This is a genomic window from Nocardiopsis sp. Huas11 (assembly GCF_003634495.1).
Taxonomy (GTDB): domain Bacteria; phylum Actinomycetota; class Actinomycetes; order Streptosporangiales; family Streptosporangiaceae; genus Nocardiopsis.
In genome coordinates this window covers 4240435-4266712 of record NZ_RBKY01000001.1, presented here as the reverse complement: position 1 = coordinate 4266712, position 26278 = coordinate 4240435, and the positions used below count along the sequence as shown (strand labels likewise).

Below are 26278 nucleotides of genomic sequence, written 5' to 3'. Positions count from 1 at the left end.
CGCCGTTCCACAGCCGATACCATGTGCCATGCCCGCTCACACCCGGCGCGATCCGCCCGGTGGAGGAGCCGGCGCGAGGCGCACCACCAGCGCACCGGCACTCGCAGGAGCACGGCACCGCATCCAGGCCGCACTGCGCGTCGGGCCTTTTCCGCACGGTCCGAGCAAGAAATCGACGCCTGTGACGCACACCGAGGGACAGCGCCGCCCCTCCCCTTCCCCGACGCCGTCGCGCTGGTGAGCACCCGGCGCGGCGGATGGCGGCTGCACTTCGGCCTGCTGTGGGCCGGCGGCGCCCTCTCCAGCCTCGGCTCCATCACGCTCGGCCTGGCCTTTCCCCTGCTGGCCCTGCACCAGACGGGGTCGCCGGTCGTCGCCGGGTGCGTCGCCGCCATGGGCATGGTGCCGCGCACCCTGCTGCACATCCCGATCGGCCTGCTGGTCGACCGCGGCGACCCCCGCACCGTCATGATCGCCGGCCTGGCCGTCCGCGTCGTGTGCGTGCTGGGCCTGGTCGGCCCGGTCCTGTGGCTGGACGCGCCCGTGGCCCTGCTGGGCGCGGCCGCGGCGGTCCACGGCGTGTGCGCCACCTGCCACGCGACCGCGGCCACCACGGCCGTGCCCTATCTGATCCCGCACGAGGAGCTGACCGGCGCGGCCGCCAAGAACGAGGCGCGCGGCCACGCCGCCCAGCTCGCCGGGCGCCCCCTGGGCGGCGGCCTGTTCGGCCTGGCCCACGCGCTGCCCGCCGTGTGCGACGCCGTGGTCTCGCTCGTGGCCCTGGTCCTGGCGCTCCGGCTGCCCCGGATCCGCCCCGACCGGGCCGCCGCGGGCCGGACCCGCCTGCTGCACGACCTCGCCCTGGGCTTCACCCAGCTGGGCCGGGACCGCTTCCTGCTGCTCACCGCCGTGGCCTGCACGGTCACCAACGCCCTCTTCCAGATGATCTGGCTGGTCATCCTCATGCTCGCCACCCAGGAGGGGTTGTCACCCCTGCTGCTGGGGGTCGTGCTGGCGGCCAGCGGGGCGGGCGGCCTGATCGGCTCCCTGGTCGCCCCGTTCACCGTCAGCCGGCGCAGCCCCGCCACCATGGTCACGCTGTGCCTGTGGGGGTGGGCGGCCGTCACCCTCCTGCTGGCCGCGACCGACCACTCCGACGTGGCGCGGCTGCTGGTCGTGCTGCCTCTGACCTGGTCGGGGGTCGGGTTCGTGGGGGCGCACATCAACGTCACCGTGCTCACCTACCACAGCCAGAACGTGCCCCCCGAGGTCCTGGGGCGGGTGACCAGCACCCTGCGCTTCTTCACCGGGGCCGCCCTGCCCGTGGGAGTCGTGTCGGGCGGCTTCCTGCTGGACGCGCTCGGCGTGCGGGGCACCACCCTGGCCGTCACCGGGGTGATCGTCGCCCTGGCGGTGCTCTTCACCGTCCTCACGCCGCCTCCGCCGTCCCTCCTGCGGCGCCTGGTCCGGTCTCCTCACTCCAGGGCACGGCCAGCACCGGGAAGAGCGTCTCCTCGATCCGGCGCAGCCGCGCGTCCAACTCGCGCTGGACCCGGGCCGCCTCCTCCACGGGACCTGTCGCCGTCTGCCCGTGAATGAACGCCTGGTCGGCGGCCTCGCGCAACTCCTCCGTCAGGGCCCGGTCCCGCGGCCGGACCACACTCCGCAGGCGCTCGACCGCCACACCCGCCTCCACCGCGTCCTGGCGGGCCTGGCGCAGCAGTTCGGCCAGTTCGGCGTCGGCTCCGCCGTGCGCCCCGGACGCGCGCACGTGCGCGAGGACGCGGACGGTCACTCCCAGCTGGAGTACGGCGCGGGCCGCCTGGTCGAACCGGTCGCGCACGTCGCGGGTGCGCTCCTGCTCCTGTTCGAACCGGCGCCGGTCCCGCTCCAACCGTCCCTCGTGCCGTCCCCGCCACCGGGCGGTGCGGTAGGTCCAGAACCCGGTCAGGAAGCTCGCGCCCAACGCGCTCGCCCCGGTCACCGCGGCCACCAGCACGACATCCATCGGCGCCCCTCACTCCCTCGCGCGCGCGGCCATCACCTCGGCGCGGGTGCGCCTGGCCTCGGTGGTGGCCCCCGCTCCGACGAACACCCCGTCCAGCACCTCGCGCGCCAGCGCCCCCTGCCCGGCGCGCCACAGCGCCTGCCCGAGGCCGGTGCTGAGGCTGGGGTCGCCGTGGACGCGGTTGGCGGCGGAGGTGAGGCCGCCCAGGGCCTGGGACCGATGGCCGAGTTCCAGATGGCTGCGTGCCTGGGCGACCAGGGCCCGGGCCACGGCGGCGCTGTCCCCCTGCGCCTCGAAGAGGTCGGCGGCCCCGGCGTAGTGTCCGGCCGCGGCCGGGTGGTCGCCGCGCACGAACGCCAGGTCGCCCTGGAGCGAGGTCAGCAGGGCGCGGGCCCGGGGGAACCCGCGCGGGGCGGGTCGCAGCGCCCGGTCTGCGTGCTCGCGGGCCAGGTCGTCCTCGCCGCGGGTGTGGCAGGCGCGGGCGAGCCGGAGGAGCTCCTCCAGGGTCCAGGGCTCCATCTCCGGCCCCGCGTGGGAGAACAGCCGCATCAGGGGGCGGCCGAGGCGGGGATGGCGCAACACGTAGCCGTCGCCGCCGGCCACCACCAGGTGGCGGTCCTGGAGGGAGTGCACGAGTCCGCGGGTGAGCGCCTCGCCCGGGTGGCCGTGCTCGGGCACGGCCACGCCCGCGCCGCCCGCGGCCACCACGCGCCGGAGCCAGGCATGGGGCACGTCCGGAGGGACCAGGTGCTCGGCCGCGACCGCCCGCACCACCCGGGCGAGGTGGGCGGTCAGGCCCGCGTCGACGTCGAGTCCCTCTCCGGGGCCGTGTTCGCACAGGATCCGCCCGACGACCTGGAGCAGGGCGGGGTCCACCGTGCCGGTCCCGGCCCTCTCGGCCACCGCGGCGGTGTCCGGGGCTCGCGCCTCCTCGACCAGCCGCTCGACCGCCGCGGGCCCGTAGCGGGTGCCGGCTCCGGCCAGGGTGCGCCGAGCGGCCTCGGCCGCGGTGTCCGGGGCCAGGGCCGCCAGGGGCAGCTCGGCGTGGTCGATCTCGTACTTGTCGATGAGGCGGCGCAGTCCGTCGAGGTGCTCGGTGCGGGTGGTGAGCAGTAGGCGCAGTCCGGTGGTGGTCTCCGCGGCGGCCAGGAGCTCCTCCATGAACCGCCGGCGGCCGGGGCGGTCCGCGCGGAAGAGGACCTCGGTCTGGTCCAGGGCCGCGTACAGGGGGCGGGGGGCGCCGTGGCGGTCGGTGGCGGCACGGGAGCGCAGGAAGTCGGCGACCGAGGTCCCCGGGCTGTGGCTGGGGAAGGCGACCGGGTCCCAGGCGGCGACCAGGGCGCGGGTGTAGGCGTTCTGCTCGGGCAGGACCGCGGTGGGAAAGGCCGGATCGAAGCTCAGCGTGGCCACGGGCAGGACGTGGGCGCCGGCGTCGGCGAGCGCGGGCGCCAGGGCGGCCCTGAGCAGGGACGTCTTGCCCACGCCGCACTGGCCGTGCAGGACGGTCAACCGGTGGCCGCGCCAGGCGGTGAGCAGCGCGGCGGTCTCCGCGGTGCGGCCGAAGAAGAGGTGGCGGTCACGTTCACCGAGGGGCCGGTCGCCCACGAAGGGGTTGCGGGGGGAGACTCGCCCATCGGAGATTCGTAACATGGAACAACCCCCGGCCAGCGAGAATGGTGGCGGAACTACCACGTAACAATGGAGCCCATGGTGCCACGAAAACCCGGTGCCCGCGAGCCCTCACCACACTTCTCTAGCCCTGTCGCCAGTGACGTGTCGATTCCCCGTGAAGTCGCCGCTGTTCTCGAAGGCGGAGAGCACCTCCACACCGGCGTCGGCCGGGTCGAGAATCTCGCGCAGTGTGCAGGCGAGGGCGGAATCGTCGATCCGATCCACTTCCCTCAGCGACATGCCCGCCACGTCCACCAGCGGCGATCCTCCGACATCCTCTGACATCAGATCTCCTCCGTCATTGATTCCACCTATTCGACCTGGTCAGCACAAAGGGGCGGAACTCTCCGCCCTTCCTACCGTGTGGCGTTGTCCTGAAAATTCCTTCCCGCGGCTGTCGTCGACTAACCTTCATCGCCTACTCTGATATACCCCCGACGCCCTCGGACCGGCCGAGAGAATACGAACACCTCGACACAGCCCTCACGGAACGGCGATAACTGAACTGGTGAGGACAATGTGATTCAGGAGGATTAGCGTGGCCAACACCAAGCCGTCCCGTCCCCATGTCTCCCTGGGGCCGCTCCCCCCGGTCTGGGGCAGGGTGCCGTCACGCAACAAGAACTTCACCGGCCGCGCGGAGCACCTGGAGCAGCTCAACGCCGCTCTGAACAACACGGTGACCGCGGTTCTGCCCCACGCCCTGCACGGGTACGGCGGGGTCGGCAAGACGCTCATCGCCGTCGAGTACGCCCACCGGTTCCGGGGCGACTACGACGTGGTGTGGTGGATCATGGCCGACCAGCCCGGGCTGGTGCGCTCCTCCCTGGCCCACCTCGCACCGCATCTGAACCTGCCCGGACCCAACGAGGTCGGCATCGACGAGGCCTCCGCGAACGTCCTGGACGCGCTGCGCCGGGGTGAGCCCTACGCCCGGTGGCTGCTGGTCTTCGACAACGCCGACGAACCCGAGGTCCTCAAGGACATCATCCCGGAGGGGCCGGGCCACGTGCTGATCACCTCCCGCAACCACCGCTGGCAGGGGGTCGCCGAGGCGGTGTCGCTGGAGGAGTTCTCCCCGCACGAGAGCGAGGAGTTCCTGCGCAAGCGCATCGGCCGACCCATCACGACGGACGAGGCCGGCGAGCTGGCCGAGGCACTGGGACACCTGCCCCTGGCCCTGGAGCAGGCGGGCGCCCTGCAGGCCGAGACCGGCATGTCCGCACGCGAGTACCTACGGCTGCTCCGGGAGCAGCCGACCTCCCTCATGGGCGAGGGCAAGCCGCCGGAGTACCCGGCCTCCATGGCCGCCGCCTGGCGCTTGTCGGTGGCCGAGCTCCAGGGGAACCTGCCCGAGGCGATGGACCTGCTGCGCAGCTGCGCGTTCTTCAGCCCCGAGCCCATCCCCCGGGACATCTTCTTCCCCATGGACGGCGGGCACGTGCGCCCGGCGATGACCGAGCTGATGGCCGACCCCATCCGGCTCGGACGGGCCATCGCTCAGCTGGGCCGCTACGCCCTCATCCGGCTCGACGCCAACCGCACCATCCAGGTCCACCGGCTCATCCAGGCCCTCGTACGCGACGACATCCCCCGCCAGGAGCACGACCTCATCCGTGCGGAGGTGTGGTCCCTCATGAGCGCGTCGGAGGACGAGGAACGCTACGCCGAGCTCATCCCCCACCTGCGCAGCACCCGCATCGCGGAGAGCACCGAACCCGAGTGCCGCCAGTTCGTGGTCAACGTCCTCCGGTACCTGCACGGCGCCGGCGACCTCGACAGCGCCAACACACTCGCGGCGGAGTTCATCGCCGAGTGGACCGACGTCTCCGGGCCCGACGACCCCTCCGTCCTGCAGTTGGAGCGCACCTACGCGGGCATCCTGCGCGATCTGGGCCGCTACGACCAGGTCCACGAGATCGACCGGGCGCTCCTGCCCAGGATGCGCGCCGTGCTCGGGCCCACCCACAGCGAGACGCTGGCGCTGCTCAACGGTCTCGGCCACGACCTCCGGGTGCGCGGTGACTTCCGCGGAGCCCTGAAGAACGACGACGAGGCCCTGCGCCTGCACGAGGAGACCCTGGGGCACCGCGCCACCCTCACTCTGAGGGCCACCCACAACCTGGGCATCAACCACGTCCTCAACAGCGACTTCAACGCCGCCCGCGCCCTGCACGAGCGCGCGTACATGATGGCCCGACGCTCACGGGGCTCCGTCCCGGCGAGCACCCTGCTGGCCTTCCAGACGGGCATGGTGCAGGCAGTGCGCCTGGCCGGCGACTACACCGAGGCCTGCGACCTGGGCGAGGACTGCCTGGCCTTCGGTCAGGAGAGGCTCCAGATCGACCACCCCGTGACGCTGCGGGCCCAGCTCACCCTGGCCATCTCCCGGCGGATGGCGGGTGAGACCGAGGAGGCGTTCGAGCTGGTCCAGGACGTGCACTCGCGCTACCTGAAGCGTTACTCCCTGAACCATCCGGAGACCATCGCCGCGGCCATGTGCCTGGCCAACGTCCTGAGGATGCGCGGCGACCTGTCCGAGGCCATGACCCTGGCCCAGGACACCTACACCCGGTACGAGCGCGTGTACGGGACCCGGCACCCGTACAACTTCGGCTGCCGTACCAACGTCGCCCTGCTGCACCGGCTCCTCGGCGACCCCGGCCGGGCCCGGGCCCTCAACGAGGAGGCGATGGCCGGCCTGAACGAGCAGCTCGGCCGCGACCACCACTACTCGCTGGGTGTGGCCATCAACCTCACGAGCGACCTGGCCGCCCTGGGCGAGACCAAGAACGCCGTCCGGCTCGGCCGGGGCACCCTGCGCCGCATCCGCGCTCTCCTGGGCGATGAGCACCCGCTCGGTCTGGCCTGCGCGGCCAACCTCGTCCAGGACCTGCGGGAGGAGGGCGGCGCGGAGGAGGCGGCCGAGGCCGAGGAGCTGAGCTCCGAGATCGTGCCGGTGTCCACCAGGGTGCTGGGTCGTGAGCACCGCGCCACGCAGGCCGTGCTCCAAGCGCACCGGCTGGCCTACGACTTCGACCCGATCCTGCTCTGACCGTCGCCGATTCCGCGTTCGGGCAGCAGCGTCCCGGGCGTTCGCGCCGACCGGGTCCTCACCGGCCCGGGTTGGCGGCCAGCCACCGGGCCCGGTGCTCGCGCGCGGCGGCCTCGGTGGCCCGGGCCACCGAGGCCGGGACCGGGTCCCCCTGCCAGTCGAGCAGGGTCTTCTGGGTCGCGGCCATGAACCGCTCCCCCGCCGGGGTGAGCGCACGCGACCCGAGCACGGACCGGCCGCCGCCCACCGCGGCACGACGCCAGTAGGCGAACTCGGCGTGGGCCGTGCGGGCCTCCCGCCCCGTGGCGACCAGCCGTTGCCGTCGCCAGAACCCGGCCACGCCCACATGGGCGTAGACCCCCTGGATCAGTCCGCTCATCGGGCGGGCGTCCATCCGCCAGGGAGCGTAGAAGAGGCGTCCGTCGTCGGGGGCGGTGAGCGCGACCAGGTCGACGAGCGCGGCCATCTTGATGTGCTGCACCTCGTGGGCGAAGGTCAGGGCGAGCCAGACGGGGTCGGGAGGGTCGGACAGTCCGATGCCGCCGAAGCAGCGCGTGGCGGTGGCACTGACGTGCTCCCGGGTGCCCGCCCTCATCGGGGTGAGGGTGAGGCAGACCTCCCGGACCTCCTCGGCGACGGTCCAGTGGTGCTCGACCAGGATCGCCCAGGCCTGTTCGAGCACGGCTCGCCAGCGGGCGATCCGCCTGCCGCTCAGCCGTGCCTCCTCCAGGTCCGCGCCCGAGAGCCGGTCGGCGTCCTGGTCGTCCAGGAGCAGGTCCAGCCGCCTGCCGCGGTGCTCGGCCGACATCCGGCGCAGGGCGTGCCAGTCGTCGGTGTCCTCGTGCGGGTCGTCCGGGACCCGGACGCGGACGTCCCCGAGGGACAGTTCGGCCCCGTGGGCGTCGGCCTCGAGGACCGCCTCCCGTCCCGGCCCGCCCGACCGCAGCAGGGCGCGCCCGAGGCCGGGCAGGGGCGCGGTCGGCCCGAACAGGGGCACGCTCACCCGTGCCCGCGTACCGGAACGGACCGCGGCGGCCGCCGCCAGCGCCGACATCGCCGCCACCCGGGGCGGGTCGTCGCGGTGTCCGCCCAGGGACAGGACGGTGCGGCGGGCCCAGGCCCCCACGGTGGGGTGGCGCAGGACGCGGGCGACGGCGCCGGGGGCGCGTTCCTGGGCCAGCGCGAGCAGCTCGTAGGCCGCGCGGGCCCGCGCCGCCTGGGGGTGTCCGTGCGCCATCGCCGCGTCCACCACCCGGCGCACCAGCAGCAGGTGCTTGCCGTACTCCGCCTCACGCAGGTAGCGGGTGGCCGCGGCGCCCCCGCCGCCCCGGGCCAGGGCGTCGAACACCGGCCCGGGCACCGGTCTGCGGGGCGGCACGGCCACCGCGCTCACAGTTCCTCCCGCAGGCGCGCCACGTCGGCGGAGACCGCGCCGTGGATGTGGCCGATGAGGCGGTACAGGTCCTGGCAGTACACGGAGGGGTTCCGAAAACCCGTCTCCTCCCGGTAGCGGTGGGGGTAGAGCCCGGCACCGCACACCTTGTGCACGGGGCAGGCCGCGCACTCCGGCGCCAGGGCCCGTGCGCCGATCTGGCGCGCGGCCGTCGAGGGCAGGTACAGGGCGTCGTCGAAGGGGTGGGTGAAGGTGTGCAGGCGGGTGTCGGCGGCGCCCTCGTAGGCGGACTTGAGGCTGTCAACCTGCTCGATGCTGCCGTCGGTCTCCACGACCACGAGCGCGGCCGGGGACAGGCCGATGCTCTCGCTGCGCGAGCGGCTTCCGAGCAGCATGCGGATGATGTCGTGGAACATCCGGATGTCGGTCTCGCGCCGGGGCGCGTGGTACCAGCGGTCGAAGAGCGCGATGAGCCAGTCGCCGTAGCCGCGCCCGTCCGGGTCCCAGCCCGGGGGCGGCGCTTCCCAGTTCCCGTGCGGCAGCAGGAAGCCGATGCCGGGCGGGTCGTAGGCGAGCAGGGCCTCGTAGGTGCCGACCGGGTCGGACTCCAGGTCGATGGTGGCCAGCAGGCCGGCGAACAGGTGCCGGTAGGGGGCCGCGGTGAGCAGCCGGAGCCCGGCGTCGACCTCGGCGTGGGTCCCGCGTCCGTTGGCGCGGCGGCGGTGGCGGTCGTGGTCGCGCTCGGCGCCGTCGATGCTGACGGCCACGCGGATGCCCAGCTCGTCGAAGAGGTCGAGGTACTGGTCGTCGATGAGGACGCCGTTGGTCTGGATGCTCAGGGCGGCGAGCACGTCGGGTTCGGTGGCCTTGCGCAGGAGTTGGGCGGTGGTGCGCAGGTGGTCGTGGCCGACCAGGAGGGGCTCTCCGCCGTGCAGGACGATCTCGACCCGGGAGCGCCCGTGCGCACGGGCGTGCTCGGCAATGCGCCCGGCGACGCGTTCGACCGTGGGCACGGCCATGCGCCGGGGCTGCCTCCGCCACCCCTGGTCGGCCATTTCGTACATGTAGCAGTAGTCGCACGCGAGATTGCAGCGACTGTGGATCTTCAGGACGTACTCGTGAAAGGGTGTGGGCCGCCATCCCTGGGCGAGGAGTTCCCGAACGTCGAGTTCGGTGGGCCAGGGGTCGGGTCTTCGCTCTCGAGCACTCGCCGCCACGCCGGTGACCTCCTGGGGAAGGGGAGCACGCGCGATCGCGCGGTCGCGCATGACCTATGTTCTCGTCCTCGGCGCCGGCCAATCTCACTCGCGGGTCGGACCTGCGGGCGCGGTGGTACGAGTGACCTGTCCTCGACGAACACATGGCCGGACGAATCACACTGTCCGCCTCCCCGGTGTTTCCGCGTGCGTACGGGCCAAACACACGCGGCGTCGGGGCCATGGCCGGTTTCGGTCACCCGAACTATGGTTCGACCGCGCAGCCAGTGGTGACTCGGCATGATTCCAGGAAATGGATGATCTCGTTCTCCTCACTTTTCTCGTGCATTTCTCCCACCCTTATCAGAACTCACGGAGCACCTCAGGGAAAAACCGCGCCGGCCCTAAGCTGTGGGGATGGTGGAATCCTCCCCCGCCCGCCGCATCCGATCCCCCGGACTCCCTTTCCGGCGGCCCCCGACGACTCCGGCCGCCCTCCTGACCGTCCTGCTGGCCGCCCTCGCGCCGGCGGCCGCCGCCTGCACCGCCCCCGTGGCGGAGACGACCGGCGGGAGCTCCTCCCCCGCCCCCTCGCCCCGGGAGAGCGCGCACGTCGAACGCACCCTCTCCGTCGCGGGCGCGGGCGACATCCTCGTCCACGGCTCCATCTGGTCCCAGGCCGAGCGCGACGGCGGCGGCACGTTCGACTTCGCGCCGCTGCTGGAGGGCATCTCCCCGGTCCTGGAGGAGGCCGACCTCGCCCTGTGCCACCTGGAGGTGCCGCTGGCGCCGCCCGGGGGCCCCTTCACCGGATATCCCGTCTTCAGCGCCCCGCCCCAGGTGGCGGCCGGTCTGGCGGAGGCGGGCTACGACGGGTGCTCCACCGCCTCCAACCACACCCTCGACATGGGCGTGGACGGCGTGGAGCGCACCCTGTCGGGCCTGGAGGCCGCCGGTCTGGGCTTCGCGGGCAGCGCCCGCACCGAGGAGGAGGCGCGCACGCCGCGGATCTACAGCGTGCGCCCGGCCGAGGGCGACCCCGTCGCGGCGGCGCACCTGTCCTACACCTACGGCTTCAACGGCTTCCAGCCGCCCGAGGGCCGGGAGTGGACGGCCAACCTCATCGACGAGGACGCCGTGCTGGCCGAGGCCGCGCGCGCCCGCGAGGCGGGGGCCGAGATCGTGGTGCTGTCGATGCACTGGGGCACCGAGTACGCGCACGACGCCGACGACGCCCAGCGCTCCCTGGCGCAGCTGGTCACCTCCGACGACATCGACCTCATCCTGGGGCACCACGCGCACGTGGTGCAGTCCGTGGAGCGGATCGACGGCGAGTGGGTGGTGTACGGGATGGGCAACCAGATCGCCGGGCAGTCCAGCCCGCCCATCGACTCGCGCCGCGAGGGTCTGACGGTGCGGGTGGAGTTCACGGAGGTCGAGCCCGGGGTGTGGGAGTCCGGGACGCTGGCGGCGAGGCCCACCCGGTTGGCGCTGACACCCGACATCCGCCTGGTCGACCTCGCCGCCGCCCTGGCCGACCCGGATCTGCCGGAGGACGACCGGCGCACCCTCCAGGACGCCTACGACCGGGTCATCGCCCACGTCGACGGTCTCGGCGCGGCCGGCGACCCCGACTTCGTGGCGGCGGGCTGAGTCGGACCGGAACGGGCCGACGGGGTCCGGAGCGCCGGGCTCCGGGCCGACCGCCGCCGGGCGCGGGGCGAAAGAGAACGATTTCGGCGTTCCGCCACGCGGGCGGACCGGACGCGGTTAGCCTGATGGCACATCTGCGACTCACATTCGGTGATGAGACAATGACTGAGCGCATCTTTTCCGTCGTGCACGACTGCCTCGACTGGGCCCGTGCCCTTGATCCACCGCTCGCCCCGGACCCCGACGCCCTGCTGTTCCTGCTGACCGCCCACCTCGACGCCGGGTCCCCCGACCCCATGGACTGGTCGGTCGGCGACGTGGACGACATCGCCCGGACCGTGCGGGGCTGGACCGGCGCGTCCGGCGACCTGCGCCCCACCTGGCTGAACTGGTGCGACTTCCTGGTCGAGACCGGCCAGCTGGTGTGCACGGAGAGCCCGCGGCGCCTGCGCGCGGCCATCGCCTCCGTGGACCCGGAAGCCGACGGACCGCCGCACAGCCCGGCCCCCGTCGAGGAGGGCGCCTTCCCCCTGCTGCACCGGCTCGGCGTCGGCCAGGACGGCGAACCCGAACCGATCCGCCCCGTCCTGCGCACCCGCGCCGGCGACCTCGACGCGGCCGCGCGCTCGTGCGCCGTCCTGGCCGACGCGGCGCGGCTCACGGTCTGGGCCGACCACGGCCGCGACCTGGACCCCGACCGCGACGACGACGCCCTCACCGCCGCCGACACCGAGGAGGCCGCCGCCGCGCTGGACCTGGACCCCGCCCGTGTCCGCGAGCTGTTCGCCATCGCCCGCGACGCCGGGCTGCTGCGCACCACCTACACCCGCGTGCTGCCCGGCCCCACCGCGCGGGCCTGGGCCGACGGTGAACCCGGGGCGGTCGCCGAGGCCTGGGCGGGCGGCCTGCTGGCCATGACACGCCTGCGCGGGATGACCGCCTTCCTGATCCTGACCGACCTGTTCGTGTGCGGTGACCTGCGCACGCCCGCCGATGTCGTGGACGCCTACGGCCCCGGCGTGGTCCTGGGCGGGCGCGAGGCCGATCCGGAACAGCAGGTGCGTCGCGTGCTGGACACCCTGGCCGAACTGGGAGCCGTGGCCGTCGAGGGCCCGGGGTACCGCACCACGCCGCTGGGCGACCACTTCATGGTCGGCCGGCTGCGCCACTCCGGCGCGCACGTCCCCCTGACGCCGACGGTCGGGGCGATGAGCGCCGACGAGGCCCTGACCCTGCTGGAGGAGGGCCGGCCGGTGGACACCGACACGCTCCTCGAACGCTGGACGGCCGCGCGCGAGACCGCCACCGCGGCCCGCCGGCTCTGGGAGGCCTGCGCCGACCCCGATGACTGGCGCCGCCGCAACCGGGTCGCCGCCCACCTGGCCGGGCTGGAGGCGGACCTGTCCCCGATGCTGAGCCTGTACACCCAGCATCCGGTGCTGGGCGGCTGGGCCCGCCGCCTGCTCGGCGCGGCGCCCGGGCCGCCCACCTCCCACCAGGCGGCCTGGGCGGTGCTGGACGACTACGCGCTCCTGCTCGACGCGGGTCTGGCGCTTCCCGCCGGGGACGGGGACCGGTACGCGCCGCACGCGCACGACTTCGCCCAGGCCATGTGGCTGACCGGGCACCCGGTCGCGGACGCCGTGCTCGCCCGCTGCGCCGCGGGCGAGCTGGGTGAGGAGGTGGCCGGGGCCGCTCGGTCAGTCCTTGAGCACCAGCTCGTAGGCCAGCAGGTCGACGCCGGGTAGCGGCGACCAGTCGCGTTCGGGCACGCGGGTGAAGCCGCGCGCCCGGTACACGTACTGGGCGGAGACCATCGCGGGCTGGGTGGACAGCAGCAGTCGTGACACGCCCTCCTGCCGGGCACGGTCCACGATCGCGTTCACCAGGGCGCGGCCGACCCCGCGGCCCCGCGCCTGCGGGCCCACGGCGAACGCCCGCACCTCGGCCTCGTCGGCCCCGCGCGCGAGCTCGCTTCCGTTCGACCAGGGGGCGAACATGATCGTCCCGAGCAGCTGGTCACCGTCCACGGCCACCAGGACCTCGCCCCGCCCGTCGGCTCCCAGGAGCCGCAGGGTCTCGGCGTAGGCGGGGCTCGCGTCCAACAGGCGGTCGGCCCGGTAGGCGACCTCTCGCAGGTCGCTGACGGCGGTCATCTCGTCTGGCAGCATTCGACGCACGATCATGGACGACATTCAACCTGATCCGGACGCCGCGATCGGGTGTTCGCCGCACCTCGGCGGGCCGCGCGACCGCGCGGCGAGCGGCCGCCGGGCACGAGAGACCGGGGCTCAGGTGCCCCTGACCGTCCCGCAGTCGTCCTGCTCGCGGGCGGCTTCCAGGTCGTAGGCGTCCTGTACGCGGCCCTCGGGCCGGTCGCCCTCGGGCAGGTCACCGGGGAAGGCCGGGGTGAACGTGAACTGGTCCGGCAGGCAGTGTACGGGAGCCACCGCTCGGTGCCAGTTCGGCCATGCCTCCAACGTGCCGTCGCCGAGGTCGTAGAAGCCGACCTCGCCGAGGTGGGTGACGACCATGCGCGTCGACACCGGCTTGCCGGGGCGGGCGATCGGGTAGACGACGACGTACTCGGTCCTGACCGCCAGGTAGTCCCACCCGCTGGGGTCCCGGTCGGTCTCGGTCCACATCCGGCCGTCGACACGGATCTCGTCGCCGATCAGCTCGGCCGTCCCCGCGGTGAGGTTGAAGGGCAGGTGGCGGCTGTCGAGTTCGGGGTCCTCGTGCCCGAGGTGGTCCATGTACCAGGCCAGGGACTCACCGGTGAGCAGACCCGTGAACTCGCTGTTGTCCTCGTCGAAGACCGCGTCGGTGTCGAGGTAGACCGTTTCCAGGAGCAGCCGGGTGCGGTCGAGGGCCCACTCGACCTGCTCGGCCGTGAAATCGCCCTCCGCGGCGGGCTCGGGGGTGTCGAACCCGACTCCGAAGTCGGCGGCGGGGCTCCCGGCGAAGGGGTCGTCGCGGTCGACCTCGTCGAGGGTGACGGTACCGAGGATCTGGTCGGCCTCCTGGCGGGCGAAGCGGTCGACCTGGTCCAGGACCTGCGCGCAGCCGGTGAGGGCGAGCACGGCGAGGGCGGCCGCGCCCAGGGTGGCGCGGGTGCGTGATGACATGGGGGAGGGGATGCCTGTGTTCTCTCAGAGTGATTGTGCGAACGTGAATCGTCCGCCTGGTGTTCTACCACTCCTCGGAGACAGCCGGGTGGGCGGCCCACCGCCACCGGTCGATGGGAGGCCCCGCGCCAGGGCCGAGCCGACGGGACCGGGCCGCCAGGGGTCGCTCGGCGGGCCGCGCACCTGCGGCGATGACGGTAGTCGGGGGGCGAACGGCCCTTGCCGACAGGTCGTTCTAGCGTGGGCCCATGACGAACTACGCGTTGATGTACCGCCTCGGCTTCACCCCCTGGGAGCGTTACGGTGCCGGGGGCGGCGCGGAGGTCGGCGCCCTGCTCGACCGTGAGACCGAAGACCGTACCGGCGGGCCCGGACGGGCCCTGGACATCGGCTGCGGGCGCGGGCAGTTCACCCCCGAGCTGGCACGGCGCGGGTGGGAGGCGGTGGGCGTCGACCTCGTGCCCGCCGCGGTCGAGGCCGCCCGACGCAAGGGGCCGGCGGAGGTCACCTATGTCGTGGGGGACGTGACCGATCTGCCCTCGGCCGGTCTGGGCACGTTCGACCTCTTCCTCGACATCGGCTGCTTCCAGGGCCTGGAGGAGGACCAGCGCGCGGCGGAGGGGCGCGGTGTGACGGCGCTCGCCGCGCCGGGGGCGACCCTGCTGATACTCGCCTTCGGGGACTCGCGGTACCGGCGGATGGTCGAGGGCGTCTCCCAGGCCGAGGTCGAGGCCGCGTTCCCGGACTGGGAACTCCTCACGGTCGACGACGCGGACACCTCCGGTCTGGGCTGGCCGATGAACCGCACCTCGCCGAAGTGGTACCGGTTCCGCCGCTCCGCCGCGTAGGCGGGGACCGCCGTCGGCGTCACCCGGCGCCGCCGGGGCCGCCGGGGCCGCCGGGGCCGCCGGGGCCGCCGGGGCCCGCCTCCCGGCGGAACACGGCCGTCAGCGGCCCGTGTTCCAGGAGGTGACGACGGGGCGGTCGTGCTCACGGCCCAGTGTGCTGAGGGTGGCCGTGTCCAGCCGGAACAGCACGCCGTCCGCGGAGGGCAGGCCCAGCCAGCGGGCGGTGAGCACCCGGAGCACGTGTCCGTGCGCCACCAGCACCACGTCGGGACCGCCGGCGTCGAGCTCGGCCGTGACCAGGGCCAGGACCCGGTCGGCCCGTTCCCCCACCTGCTCCACGAGCTCGCCCGGGTGGTCGGCGTCGCCCGGGGGGACACCGTCGCGCCACAGGTTCCAGCCCGGGCGGTCGCGCTGGATCTCCGCGGTGGTGATCCCCTCGTAGCCGCCGTAGTCCCACTCGGCCAGGTCCGGGTCCACCGCGGTGTCGTCCAGCCCCGCCAGCTCGGCGGTGCGCACGGCGCGGACCAGGGGGCTGGTGACGACCAGGCCGAGCTCGCGCTGGGCGAGCAGCGGCCGCAGCGCCTCGGCCTGCCGCTCGCCCTCCTCGGTCAGCGGCAGGTCGGTGCGGCCGGTGTGCCGCCGCTGCCTGCTCCATTCGGTCTGCCCGTGTCTGATCAGCACCAGTTCGCCCATGGCGCCATACTGCCCCACCCCCGGCGGCTCCACGCGTCCAGGGGCCCGCGGCCCCGGTGATTCTCGGTCTCATCCTGCCGAAACCGCCCCACGGACCCGCGGCGGAGCGATAGCAAGGAGGGGTACCGCCGTGCCGTCGGAATCCGGGAGGCCCCATGCCCGCGCACGAGCCGCCCGTCCCGGGCCGGCGCCAGGTCTGCGCCAGGCCCGTGTCGCTGCCGCCGCCGCGGGAGCTCGCCCACGCGGCCCTGCGCACCGCCCTGCTGCGCGACGCCCTGGGCCTGGCCCTGTGGAGCGCGCCCTGCACACCGGTCACACCGCGCGGGCTGCCCGCCCTGGCGGACGTGCGCGACGCGGTCGAGCGGCTCGGGCTGTGGCCGCACTCGCTCGCCCACTCCCCCTGCGGCCGTGCCGCGTGGCTGGAGGGCATGGCCGCGGGCGGTGACGTCGCGGACTTCGTCGTGCCCTGGGAGACGGCCGTGGGGCTGGGGATGGTCGTGCTCGACGGCGGTCTGGCCCGCCCCCGCCCGGCCCTGCGCGAGCGGGCCCGCACGCCCGACCACGTCCTGGACTGGTGGGTCCGCGTCTTCGAGAACACCTTCGAGTACGCGCGCGGCGACGGCGAGGGCGGCTCCGCGCCCGCCCCGGGCACCTCCGGCCCCGAGCTGCTGCCCCACGTGCTGCGCTACCTGTACGAGGCGCCCGACGGGTTCCAGGCGCCCCTGGGCACGCTGGTGCAGGACGTGCTGCTCGCCCCCGGCGCCGTCGGCGCGCTGCCCGAACGCCTGCGCCCCCACGCCGGGGCACTGCTCCTGCGCGCGCTGCGGCAACTGGCGACGACCGGCGCCGTCCTGCTGCCCGCGGCCCACGACGACCCCGGCGCGCGCGATGCCCCGCTCGTCGAGCTCACGGCGCTGGGCCGGTACGGGGTGCGCCGCCTGCTCCAGGAGGTCGGTGTGCAGGCGCCGCTCATCGGCGACCTGGCCGGCGCCGACGCCGCGGAGTTCCTCGACACCCTGGCCACCCTGTCCACCGAGGGCCAGCTCACGGCGGTCGGCCCCTGGCTGGACCGGCGCACCCCCGCGCGGGCCCTGCGGGAGATCGCGTCGGTGGTCTCGGGGCCCGGCCGGTCCCAGCGCCGGTGGGCGGGTACCAAGGTGCTCAACGCCACCAGCTCGCAGATCGAGCACGAGCTGCGCGCCCTGCTGCACTCCGCGCGGCCCGCGGTGGTGAGCCTGGCCGCGATCGTGCTGCTGACCTCGCGCATGCTGCCCCAGCACGAGATCGACCAGATCATGTCGGAGTTCGGCCCCTGGGTGGTGATCGACATGTTCGCGGCGTCGATGGCCGGCGGAGAGGCGGGCATCCGGTTCCTGCTCGACGCCGACGACACCTCGGGTATCGAACGGTTGCTCCTGGCCGACCCCGTGCGCCTGTGGGAGTCCGAGCACCCCGACACCGCCCGGGTCCTGGGCGCGCTGGCCCGCCACCACCCGGACCCGGAGACGGCCGCGGCGGCGGTGCGGGTCCTGCACCTCGGCCGCACCGAGGAGTAGCCCGTCCCGCGCACCGTGCGCAACTACGTGGCCAACGAGGAGATCGGCGAGACCGAGATCCCCCGCCAAGCCCGAGCGCGTCATCGTGCTCGACGGCGGCGAACTCGACAACGTCGTCGCCCTGGGCATCGAGCCCGTCGGCGTGGCCCACCCGGCTGGCGCCGAGGCCGTCCCCTCCTACCTCGACGCGGGCGGCCCCGTCGACCTGGGCGCCTACGACGCCCTGGACCTGGAGCAGATCAACAACCTCGAGCCCGACCCGACCCCTGACGAAACCGTCGTGTGGTCGGATCCGCCCTGAACTTTCCATTGACAAGATTGCCGCGCACCCATATCTTTCCAATGGTAAGTTCACGAAGGAGTCGCCATGGAACCCCTGATCACGCTCGTCGGCGTCACCCTGGCCCTGTGGGCCGCCGGAGCCCTCGGCGTCCACCGGCTGCGCCCGTGGCCGGTCGCCGTGCGCGGCGGCCTGGCCGCGATGTTCGGCCTCACCGGTGTGGTGCACTTCGTGGGGATGCGCGACGAACTCATCGCGATGGTCCCGCCCGCGCTGCCCGCACCGGAGCTGCTGGTCACGGTCACCGGTGTGCTGGAGCTGGCGGGTGCGGCGGCTCTGCTGTGGCCGCGGACGGCGCCCTGGGCCGCGGCCGGGCTCGCCGTCCTGCTCGTGGCGATGTTCCCCGCCAACGTCCACCTGGCCGTGACCGGCACGGATCTGCCGCCGCACCAGGAGCTTCTCCCGCGCACCGCGATGCAGGTGGTGTTCCTCGCCGCCGCGGTCTCGGTCGTGCTCGCCCACCTGCGCGGGTGGGACCGGCGGGCGACCCGCCGGGCGCCGGAGGAGTCACCGGCCGGCCGCTGAACCCCGTCGACCGTCGCGCAGGAGCAGGCGCGGTCCCACCGCGGCGACCGGCTTCCCTCGGGGGGAGCGATCGCCGCAGGTCCGCGGCCACTAGGATGCCGGGCATGCCATCATCGGATGACTTTTCCCGTTCCACCCCACCGTCCTCGTCGCCGGGCGGCCGGCCGCCCGGCCGCGGCGTCCTGGTCACCGGTGCCTCCCGGGGCATCGGACGCGCCATCGCCACCGCGTTCGCCGAGGCCGGCGACCGGGTCGCCGTCCACTGCGGGACCCGCCGCGAGGAGGCCGAGCGCACGCTCGCCGGCCTGCCGGGCGAGGGCCACGTGCTCCTGCAGGCCGACATCGGCGATCCCGACGCCACCGCCGACCTGGTCGAGCGCGCCGCCGACCGACTGGGCGGGCTGTCCGTTCTGGTCAACAACGCCGCGGTCAACATCGCCCACCCCGTCGCCACCACCTCCTTCGAGGAGTGGCTCAAGGCCTGGCGCACGACCCTGGACGTCAACGTGCTCGGCGCCGCCAACGCCTGCTACACGGCGGCGCGGCACATGATCGACGCGGGCACGCCCGGCCACATCGTCAACGTCGGCTCGCGCGGCGCCTTCCGCGGCGAGCCCGACCACCCCGCCTACGGCGCGAGCAAGGCCGCCCTGCACTCCCTGGGCCAGTCGCTCGCCGTCGCGCTCGCCCCGCACGGCATCACCGTCGCCTCCGTGGCGCCGGGCTTCGTCGAGACCGAGCGCGTGGCCGAGCGGCTCACCCCGCAGGTGCGCGCCGACAGCCCCTTCGGCCGCGTCGCCACACCCCAGGAGGTGGCCTCGGCCGTGCGCTACCTCGCCTCCCCGGAGGCCGTGTGGTCCTCCGGCGCCGTCCTGGACGTCAACGGCGCCTCCCACCTGCGCTGACACCGGAGCGTCGACTCATCGAGGGGCGGGCCCGGCCGATGCCGGCCCCGCCCCTGCGCCGCGACCGCGGTCCGTCCGTCTCTTTTTCCTCCCCTCCGGTCTCCGGCGCGCCCGAGCGTCGCCGCCCCGCCGCCGCCTCCACCTGAAACGATCGGGGCCGGCGCCACCCCATCGGCGCGAGACGAGCCGTCGCCCCCCGTGCCAGGCTCCGACGGTGACCGGTACCAGACCGGAGAAAGGCGGACAGCGGTGACCGACCTCTTCCTCCTCGCCGCGCTCTTCCTCGGCTACGCCCTCGTTTCCGGCCGGACACAGGGCACCTGGCTGACGGCCCCGATGGTGTTCGCCACCGGTGGCCTGGTCCTCGGTACCGGTGGGCTCGGCCTGCTCACCGGCACGGTGAGCAGCGAAGCCATGAGGGTCCTCACCGAGGCCGCGCTCGTGCTCGTGTTGTTCACCGACGCGGTGCGCATCGACCTGGGCGCACTGCGCCGCGAGTTCCGGCTACCGCTGCGTCTGCTGGGAATCGGGATGCCGGTGGGCATCGCGCTCGGCACCGCGTTCGCCTACGGAGTCCTGCCCGGCCTGGGGCTGGTGGGAGGCGCCCTGCTCGCGGCCGTCCTGGTGCCGACGGACGCCGCCCTGGGCACGGCCGTGGTCTCCGACCGGCGCCTGCCGGTGCGCGTGCGGCAGTCCCTGAACGTGGAGAGCGGGCTCAACGACGGGATCGCCCTGCCCGCGGTGGTGATCCTGTCCGCGCTGGCGGTCACCACCGAGGGCGCGGCCGACTCCGCGGCGGCCTGGGCGGGCTTCGCCGCGTTGCAGATCGGCCTGGGCGTCCTGGTCGGCGGCGCCGTGGGCACGCTCGGCGGCTGGGTCCTCACCCGTGTGAACGCGGCCGGCTGGGTCGGCGCCACACAGCGTCGCCTGTTCCCGATCGCCCTGGCCGCGCTCGCCTACGCGGGCGCCGAGACGGTGTCGGGCAACGGCTTCCTGGCGGCGTTCACCGCGGGGCTCGCCTTCGGGGTGACGGGCCGCGACCACCGGCGCTACGTCCACCAGTTCGCCGAACGCGAGGGCGAACTCTTCAGCATGCTCACGTTCACGCTCTTCGGCGCGATCGTCATCGGCCCCCTGCTGGGCGACATCGACTGGCGGGTCGTGGCCTACGCGGTGCTCAGCCTGGTCGTGGTGCGCCCGCTCGCCGTGGCCGCGGCCACGCTCGGCGCGCGGCTGCGCCCGGCGACCGTGCTCTTCCTCGGCTGGTTCGGCCCGCGCGGGCTCGCCTCGGTCCTCTTCGCCCTGATGGTGGCCGAGCAGTCCGGGATCGAGGTGGGCGACCGGGTCCTGCTGGTGGCGGGGGTGACCGTGCTGATCAGCGTCTATGCCCACGGCATCACCGCGGCGCCCCTGGCCCGCGCCTTCGCGGGACGGGCGCGGGGGTTCGACCCGTCGGCGCCCGAACACCAGGAGATGACCGAGCACCACGTCCGCTGGCCGTTCCCGCACCGCCGGTCCGGCAGGTGAGCCCGGGCGGCCCGGAACGCCCATGGCGCCCGAGCCGCACCCCCGTCATCGCTCCCGCCGTCGCCTGCGCGATCCGTGCTCGCCGGCGCCTCCCCGTGCCCGGGGCCCGTCCGGGTCGCCCGCGCCCGCTCCGTGCCCCGAGCGCCGCTTCCGCCGCCGCTTCCCCGGTCCGCGCCTCGACCTCCGCCCGTACCCACCGACCGGCCCACCGGCCGTGATCGCCGGTTCCGGTCCCTCGGCGTGTGCATTCCTGTGGCTGCACGCTGGACAACTCCCAACTTGTACGTACACTCTGTACGTACAACACGTGAACCGGCCGGTCCATCCCGGGCTTTCGCCAGGTCACGGCTTCGAACGGACACTCATGCGTGACGACCACGGGTCCCTGGTGCCCCTCTACACCTGGATGAACAAGATCCCCGGCGGAACCATGCTGATCCCGCTGGTGCTGGGATCGGTCCTCGGGACCTTCGCCCCCGCCGCCCTCGACATCGGCAGCTTCACCACGGCGCTGTTCAAGGACAGCGCCCTGCCGCTGATCGCGCTCCTGATCTTCGCCACCGGCACCCAGGTCACCCTGCGCACCGGCGGCCCGGTCCTGGCCACCACGGGCGTGGTACTGCTGGGCAAGAGCCTCATCCCGGGCCTGCTCATCCTCGCGCTCGCCGCGGTCACCGGGCCGGACGGCGTCCTCGGAGTGTCGATCCTGGCGATGCTCGCCGCCGCGACCAACGCCAACGGCGGGCTGTGGCTGGCCATCACCGGGCAGTACGGCCGCGCACGCGATCGGGGCGCCTACATCTCGGCCGCGATCAACGACGGCCCCTTCCTCGCCCTGCTGTTCATCGGCGCCTCCGGTCTCGGCCAGATCCCGCTGCTGACCCTGGTCGCCGCCATCATCCCGTTCGTCCTCGGCGTGGTCGTCGGCAACGTGGACGCCCAGTGGCGCGATGTCCTCAAGCCCGTGCCCTCGATCGTCATCCCGTTCTTCGCCTTCGCCCTCGGCACCGGCATCGACCTCGCAGACGTGGCCTCCGGCGGGCTGACGGGGATCCTCCTGGGCGTGGCCGTCACGGTGGTCACCGGCGGCCTGGTCTACCTCGGCTACACGTTCATCCTGCGGCGCGGCAAGGAGTCCGGTATCGGTTTCGCCGCCGGCACCGCCTCCGGCAACGGTGTGGCCACGCCCGCCATCGTCGCGGCCGCCGACCCCTCGTTCGCCTCCTACGTGGGCACGGCGACCTCCCAGATCGCCGCGAGTGTGCTGGTCACGGCGATCCTCGCGCCCCTGGTCACCACCTGGGTCCTGCGCCGGGCAGGGGCCTCGCCCGCTCAGGCGGAGAAGGAGGAGGCCGCGGCGTTGGCCCGCGCCGAGACGCGGCCCGAGGCCGCGGAAGGGGCAGCGGACGGAACGGTGGCCGGTGCCGCCGCGGCCGCGGAGACCACCGACACGAAGGACGAGCGACCGTGAACACGTCCGCGCCCACACGCATCGCCGTGCTCGCCGACGACCTGACCGGTGCCGGCGATACCGCCGCCCAGTTCCTGCGGGCGGGCTGGCGCACGGAACTCCAGCTCACAGCGGCCGACTCGCGGGCGCAGGTCGTCGCGGTCAGCACCGACTCACGTGCCATGCCCGCCGAACGGGCCGCCGAGACCGCGGCCGAGGCGGCCCGGCACATGCGGGGCTCCGGCGCCACCCACCTGTACAAGAAGGTCGACTCCACGATGCGCGGGCCCGTCCGCGCGGAGATCGACGGCGTCCTCTCCGCCTGGTCGCCCGACGCGGTCGCCGTGGTCTGCCCGGCCTTCCCGGCCACCGGACGCGTCGTCCGGGACGGGGTCCTGCTCGTCGACGGCGTCGAGGTCCACCGCACGGCCATCGGCCGCGACCCGGTCGGCCCGGTGACCGAGAGCCGTGTACCGGCCCTGCTCGGCGCCACCCACACCCGGCTGACGGGTGACGACGACGAGGCCAACGCCGAACTCCTGCGCGGCCTCGGCCCGGTCGTGGTCGTCGACGCCGAGGACGACGACGACCTGGCGCGCCTGGCCGGCGCGGTCCGGGCCCTGGGGCCCGACGCCGTTCCCGTGGGATCGGCCGGACTGGCCGCCCACCTGTCCACCGTGTGGGCCGAGGAAGGCCTCCCGGCCGGCGCCGTGGCCGCTCCCGCGGGCGCGACCACGAACCCGGCCAGGAGCGCGGCCATGCCCGCACTCATCGTCGTCACCTCGCTGCACCAGGCGACGCGCGAACAGGTCGCGGTGCTGTCCGCCGACGAGAACACGCGGATCGAACAGCCCACGTCACACGACCTGGGCGACGAGGAGACGTGGCGGGTCTGGAGCGCAGGGGTACTGTCCCGGTTCGATCCGGCCGCGCCCCGCACCGCCCTGGTCGCACCCGACGACAGGCACGGCGATCTGGACCCCGCGTCGGTCGCCCACCGCTTCGGTGCGCTCGCCGCCGGGCTGGCCGCGCGCCACCCGCTCTCCGGGTTCGTCGTCACCGGAGGCGACGGGGCCCGCGCCCTGACCTCGGTGCTCGACGCCCGGGGCATCACACTGACCGGCGAGGTCGCGCCCGGCATCCCGATCGGGACGCTGACCGGGGGGCCGCTGGACGGCAACGCCATCGTCACCAAGGCCGGCGGTTTCGGATCGCCCACCGCACTACTGGCGGCCGCCGACGCGGTCCGCGACACGAAAGGCAGGAACGCATGAACCGCCCGACACTGGCCGTCACCCTGGGAGACGTCGCGGGGATCGGACCGGAGATCACCGCCAAGGCGCTGCTCCACCACCCCGAGGTCCGCGAGGTCGCCCGGCCGGTGGTCGTCGGTGACGCCGACGCGCTGCGCAACGCGGTCGCCGCCGTGGGCGGGGACCCGGCCGCCGTCAACACCGTCGCCACGCCACGCGAGGCAGCGGACGAGCCCGGCGTCATCGACATCGTGCAGACCGGCCCCTCACTCGGGCACGTACCGCCCGGCGAGCTGAGCGCGCAGGCGGGCGACGGCGCGGCGCGGTTCGTCATCGCGGCGGTCGACCTGGCCAAGCGGGGCCTGGTCGAGGGCATCGTGACACCGCCGCTGAACAAGGCCGCGATGCACCTGGGCGGGCACGCCTGGCCCGGGCACACCGAACTGCTGGCGCACGAGTTCGGCGTGAGCGACTACAGCCTGGTGCTCTCGGCAGGGGACCTGTCGTTCTTCCACCTGACCACCCATGTATCGCTGCGCCAGGCCATCGAGGGCGTCACCCCCGAGCGGACCCTGGAGGTCCTGCGGCTCATGGGCGCCTTCGCCCGCGCGCAGGGCAGCCCGGACGAGCCCATCGGTGTGGCCGGACTCAACCCGCACGCCGGAGAGAACCGCCTGTTCGGCGACGAGGACGCCGACGTCCTCGCCCCCGCGATCGCCCGCGCCCGCGAAGAGGGCATCAACGCCCACGGGCCGGTCCCGGCCGACGCCCTCATCCCGGCGGCGGTCAAGGGCAAGTGGAAGCTGGTCGCCGTCTGCTACCACGACCAGGGGCACGCGCCCTTCAAGGCGGTGTACGGCGACGACGGCGTCAACATCACGGCGGGGCTGCCGGTCGTTCGGGTCTCGGTCGACCACGGCACCGCGTTCGACATCGCCGGCAAGGGCATCGCCCGGGAGGCCAGCCTCGTCCTGGCCCTGCGCCGCGCGGCCGACCTCGCCCCCGGGTGGGGCCACGTCTGGCAGGCCGCCCGGCCGGACGCCGTGTAGCGTCCGGCCCAGAGCCCGCGCACGGCGTCCGGACGTGCGGCGGTGCCGCGCCCACGGGGGCGCGGCACCGCCCCGCCGGACGCCGCGGCCGACCCTAGAATGGCCAGCATGCCCGTTGACCGCACCGACCCCCGCCCGCTGCACGCCCAGGTCGCCGGGGTGCTGAGGGCGGAGATCCGCGACCGCTCGATCGCCCCGGGCGACACCCTGCCCAGCGAGGCGGAGCTGCGCGAGCGGTTCGGCGTCTCCCGCAGTGTCGTGCGCCAGGCGCTGGCCACCCTGGAGGACGAGGGGACCGTCCGCCGCACGCGGGGACGTGCCCCGGTCGCCGCCGTCCCCACCGAGCACCACCGGCTCGTCCAGCGTGTCACCGGGCTGTTCGACCAGTTCTCCGCCGAGGGACTGCGGCTGCACACCTCCGTGCTCGCGCTGGCGCCCACCCGCTCCGGCGTCCCCTCCGCCGTACGCCACCTGGGCGGCGCGGACCTGCTGCGGTTGGAGCGTGTCCGTTCGGTCGACGGCGATCCGCTGTCCTACGTGCGCACCTGGCTACCGGCCGAGCGCTTCGCCGAGCTGGACTCCGCGATGCTGCGCGACGCCTCCCTGCACCGACTGATGGAACAGCGGTTCGGCGCCGTGCCCACGAGCGGGCGCCGACAGATCCGCGCCGTACCGGCCGACCCGCGCATCGCCCAAGAGCTGGGGGTGACCGAGGGCGCGCCGCTGCTCCTGCTGGAGGGCGGCACCTTCGACCAGCACGGCACGCCCCTGGAGTGGTTCGAGAGCTGGCACCGCTCGGACCGGGTGGTCTTCGACATCGAGGCCGACGGTGCCGCCGAGCAGGTGCGCATCACCCCCGATCCCTCCCTGCTGCCCCACGCCGACCACCCCGCGGCCCGGCCCGGGGCGCCCGGCGAACCGGACCCCGGACCGGGTGAGACCGCCCCCGGGCTGGAGCGCGCGGTGGCACTCGCCGACGAGCTCCGCGCCGAACTGGGACGACTCCGCGGCGGTGGCTGACCCCGCGCCCGGCGCGCTGGCCGGCGGATGCCCGGGGATAGGGTGAGCGCATCGCATCCCGCCGGAAGGGGCTCAGATGAGTCTGGTCGCCATCAGCGACCTCCACGTCAGGCACCTGGAGAACCGCGCCTTCACCGAGGCCCTGCGGCCGGAGTCCGACGACGACTGGCTCCTGGTGGCCGGGGACGTCGCCGAGACCGCCGACGACATCCTGTGGGCGATGGAGCTGCTGGCCAAGCGGTTCTCCACCGTGGTGTGGGTTCCGGGCAACCATGACCTGTGGACGGTGGCCGCCGACCCCGTCCAACTGCGCGGCGAGGCCCGCTACCAGTACCTGGTGAACGCTCTGCGGGAGCTGGGCGTGCACACTCCCGAGGACCCCTACCCGACCTGGCACGGCCCCGACGGGCCCGTCGTCGTCGCCCCGCTCTTCCTCCTGTACGACCACACCTTCCGCCCCGAGGGCACCAGCACCAAGGAGGAGGCTCTGGCGGTGGCCCACGCCTCCGGGGTGGTGTGCACCGACGAGTACCTCCTGCACCCCGACCCCCACCCCAGCCGCGACGCCTGGTGCCGACAGCGCCTGGAGACGACCCGCGCGCGCCTGGACGCCCTGCCCGAGGACACCCCCACCGTGCTGGTCAACCACTGGCCGCTGGTGCGCGAACCCACCCGGATCCTGCGCTACCCGGAGTTCGCCCAGTGGTGCGGGACGCAGGAGACCGCCGACTGGCACACCCGCTACCGCGCCCGCGCGGTCGTCTACGGGCACCTGCACATCCCCCGCACCATCGTCGTCGACGACGTGCCGCACATCGAGGTCTCGCTCGGCTACCCCCGTGAGTGGGGCCCGCGGCCGCAACCGCCGCAGGGCCCCCGCCTGATCCTCCCGAGCTGACCCCAGCCGACCCGGCCGGACACCGGAGGGCAACAGGGGCGTAGCAACGATTTCACCGTGGGGATCTGGCCCTGGGACGCGACAGCGATCATCGTGTGGGTGTCCGAACG

General features: G+C 74.0%; 22 protein-coding genes. 15 read left to right on the top strand and 7 right to left on the bottom strand.

What is annotated here, in order from left to right:
- Positions 1–237: 237 nt before the first annotated feature.
- Positions 238–1599 carry an MFS transporter gene (locus DFP74_RS19390; protein ID WP_233571043.1) on the top strand — a complete coding sequence of 454 codons (1362 nt, stop codon included), beginning with the start codon at positions 238–240 and terminating at the stop codon, positions 1597–1599.
- 418 nt (positions 1600–2017) lie between these two features.
- Here DFP74_RS19390 and DFP74_RS19380 read toward each other — a convergent pair whose 3' ends face one another.
- Positions 2018–3658, bottom strand: a complete 1641-nt coding sequence (locus tag DFP74_RS19380; protein WP_121183456.1) for an ATP-binding protein — start codon at positions 3656–3658, stop codon at positions 2018–2020.
- A gap of 90 nt (positions 3659–3748) precedes the next feature.
- Positions 3749–3964 carry a hypothetical protein gene (locus DFP74_RS19375; RefSeq protein WP_121183454.1) on the bottom strand — a complete coding sequence of 72 codons (216 nt, stop codon included), beginning with the start codon at positions 3962–3964 and terminating at the stop codon, positions 3749–3751.
- Positions 3965–4217: 253 nt separating this feature from the next.
- On the opposite strand from DFP74_RS19375, the gene fxsT reads away from it, so the two are divergent.
- Entirely contained in the window at positions 4218–6734 is a 2517-nt protein-coding gene (gene fxsT, locus DFP74_RS19370; protein WP_199725712.1) for an FxSxx-COOH system tetratricopeptide repeat protein, read from the top strand.
- Between the two features lie 58 nt (positions 6735–6792).
- On the opposite strand, the gene DFP74_RS19365 is transcribed toward fxsT, so the two are convergent.
- Both DFP74_RS19365 and DFP74_RS19360 read right to left on the bottom strand, forming a co-directional pair.
- Entirely contained in the window at positions 6793–8127 is a 1335-nt protein-coding gene (locus tag DFP74_RS19365; protein ID WP_233571042.1) for an HEXXH motif domain-containing protein, read from the bottom strand.
- Positions 8124–9395, bottom strand: a complete 1272-nt coding sequence (locus DFP74_RS19360) for an FxsB family cyclophane-forming radical SAM/SPASM peptide maturase (RefSeq protein ID WP_121183452.1) — start codon at positions 9393–9395, stop codon at positions 8124–8126. The genes DFP74_RS19365 and DFP74_RS19360 overlap by 4 nt, the downstream gene beginning before the upstream one ends.
- A 345-nt stretch (positions 9396–9740) precedes the next feature.
- On the opposite strand from DFP74_RS19360, the gene DFP74_RS19355 reads away from it, so the two are divergent.
- Both DFP74_RS19355 and DFP74_RS19350 read left to right on the top strand, forming a co-directional pair.
- Entirely contained in the window at positions 9741–10976 is a 1236-nt protein-coding gene (locus DFP74_RS19355) for a CapA family protein (protein WP_121183450.1), read from the top strand.
- A 161-nt stretch (positions 10977–11137) separates the two neighbouring features.
- Entirely contained in the window at positions 11138–12724 is a 1587-nt protein-coding gene (locus DFP74_RS19350) for a hypothetical protein (RefSeq protein ID WP_121183448.1), read from the top strand.
- Here DFP74_RS19350 and DFP74_RS19345 read toward each other — a convergent pair.
- Together DFP74_RS19345 and DFP74_RS19340 are read right to left on the bottom strand one after the other, a co-directional pair.
- Entirely contained in the window at positions 12677–13132 is a 456-nt protein-coding gene (locus DFP74_RS19345) for a GNAT family N-acetyltransferase (protein WP_233571364.1), read from the bottom strand. The genes DFP74_RS19350 and DFP74_RS19345 overlap by 48 nt on opposite strands.
- A gap of 135 nt (positions 13133–13267) precedes the next feature.
- Positions 13268–14104: a hypothetical protein gene (locus DFP74_RS19340; protein WP_121183444.1), complete on the bottom strand. Its 837-nt coding sequence runs from the start codon at positions 14102–14104 to the stop codon at positions 13268–13270.
- 248 nt (positions 14105–14352) lie between these two features.
- Here DFP74_RS19340 and DFP74_RS19335 point away from each other — a divergent pair, with 248 nt between their 5' ends.
- Positions 14353–14952 (top strand): bifunctional 2-polyprenyl-6-hydroxyphenol methylase/3-demethylubiquinol 3-O-methyltransferase UbiG, encoded by a 600-nt coding sequence (locus DFP74_RS19335; RefSeq protein WP_233571041.1) that lies wholly within the window; start codon positions 14353–14355, stop codon positions 14950–14952.
- Between the two features lie 99 nt (positions 14953–15051).
- Here DFP74_RS19335 and DFP74_RS19330 read toward each other — a convergent pair whose 3' ends face one another.
- The gene (locus DFP74_RS19330; protein ID WP_121183440.1) at positions 15052–15645 is read right to left on the bottom strand and encodes a histidine phosphatase family protein; all 594 of its coding nucleotides are present in this window, start codon (positions 15643–15645) and stop codon (positions 15052–15054) included.
- Positions 15646–15800: 155 nt separating this feature from the next.
- On the opposite strand from DFP74_RS19330, the gene DFP74_RS19325 reads away from it, so the two are divergent.
- The 10 genes from DFP74_RS19325 to DFP74_RS19280 all read left to right on the top strand — a co-directional run bounded on the left by DFP74_RS19325 (position 15801) and on the right by DFP74_RS19280 (position 26168).
- Positions 15801–17201, top strand: a complete 1401-nt coding sequence (locus DFP74_RS19325; RefSeq protein ID WP_233571040.1) for a hypothetical protein — start codon at positions 15801–15803, stop codon at positions 17199–17201.
- 85 nt (positions 17202–17286) lie between these two features.
- On the top strand, positions 17287–17502 hold the full coding sequence (locus DFP74_RS19320) for a hypothetical protein (RefSeq protein ID WP_233571039.1): 216 nt from the start codon (positions 17287–17289) through the stop codon (positions 17500–17502).
- Positions 17503–17568: 66 nt separating this feature from the next.
- Positions 17569–18066, top strand: coding sequence for a DoxX family protein (locus DFP74_RS19315; RefSeq protein ID WP_121183438.1), 498 nt, complete (start codon positions 17569–17571; stop codon positions 18064–18066).
- 104 nt (positions 18067–18170) lie between these two features.
- Positions 18171–18971 carry an SDR family NAD(P)-dependent oxidoreductase gene (locus tag DFP74_RS19310; protein WP_121183436.1) on the top strand — a complete coding sequence of 267 codons (801 nt, stop codon included), beginning with the start codon at positions 18171–18173 and terminating at the stop codon, positions 18969–18971.
- Between the two features lie 249 nt (positions 18972–19220).
- Positions 19221–20498 (top strand): sodium:proton antiporter, encoded by a 1278-nt coding sequence (locus tag DFP74_RS19305; RefSeq protein ID WP_121183434.1) that lies wholly within the window; start codon positions 19221–19223, stop codon positions 20496–20498.
- A gap of 364 nt (positions 20499–20862) precedes the next feature.
- Positions 20863–21969, top strand: coding sequence for a 2-keto-3-deoxygluconate permease (locus DFP74_RS19300; protein ID WP_121183432.1), 1107 nt, complete (start codon positions 20863–20865; stop codon positions 21967–21969).
- Entirely contained in the window at positions 21966–23222 is a 1257-nt protein-coding gene (locus DFP74_RS19295) for a four-carbon acid sugar kinase family protein (protein ID WP_233571038.1), read from the top strand. Before DFP74_RS19300 ends, DFP74_RS19295 begins: the two co-directional genes overlap by 4 nt.
- Entirely contained in the window at positions 23219–24250 is a 1032-nt protein-coding gene (pdxA, locus tag DFP74_RS19290) for a 4-hydroxythreonine-4-phosphate dehydrogenase PdxA (RefSeq protein ID WP_121183430.1), read from the top strand. Before DFP74_RS19295 ends, pdxA begins: the two co-directional genes overlap by 4 nt.
- A gap of 99 nt (positions 24251–24349) precedes the next feature.
- Positions 24350–25270, top strand: a complete 921-nt coding sequence (locus DFP74_RS19285; protein ID WP_121183428.1) for a GntR family transcriptional regulator — start codon at positions 24350–24352, stop codon at positions 25268–25270.
- Positions 25271–25346: 76 nt separating this feature from the next.
- A complete protein-coding gene (locus tag DFP74_RS19280; protein ID WP_121183426.1) occupies positions 25347–26168 on the top strand; it encodes a metallophosphoesterase in 822 nt (273 codons plus the stop codon).
- Positions 26169–26278: the final 110 nt, after the last annotated feature.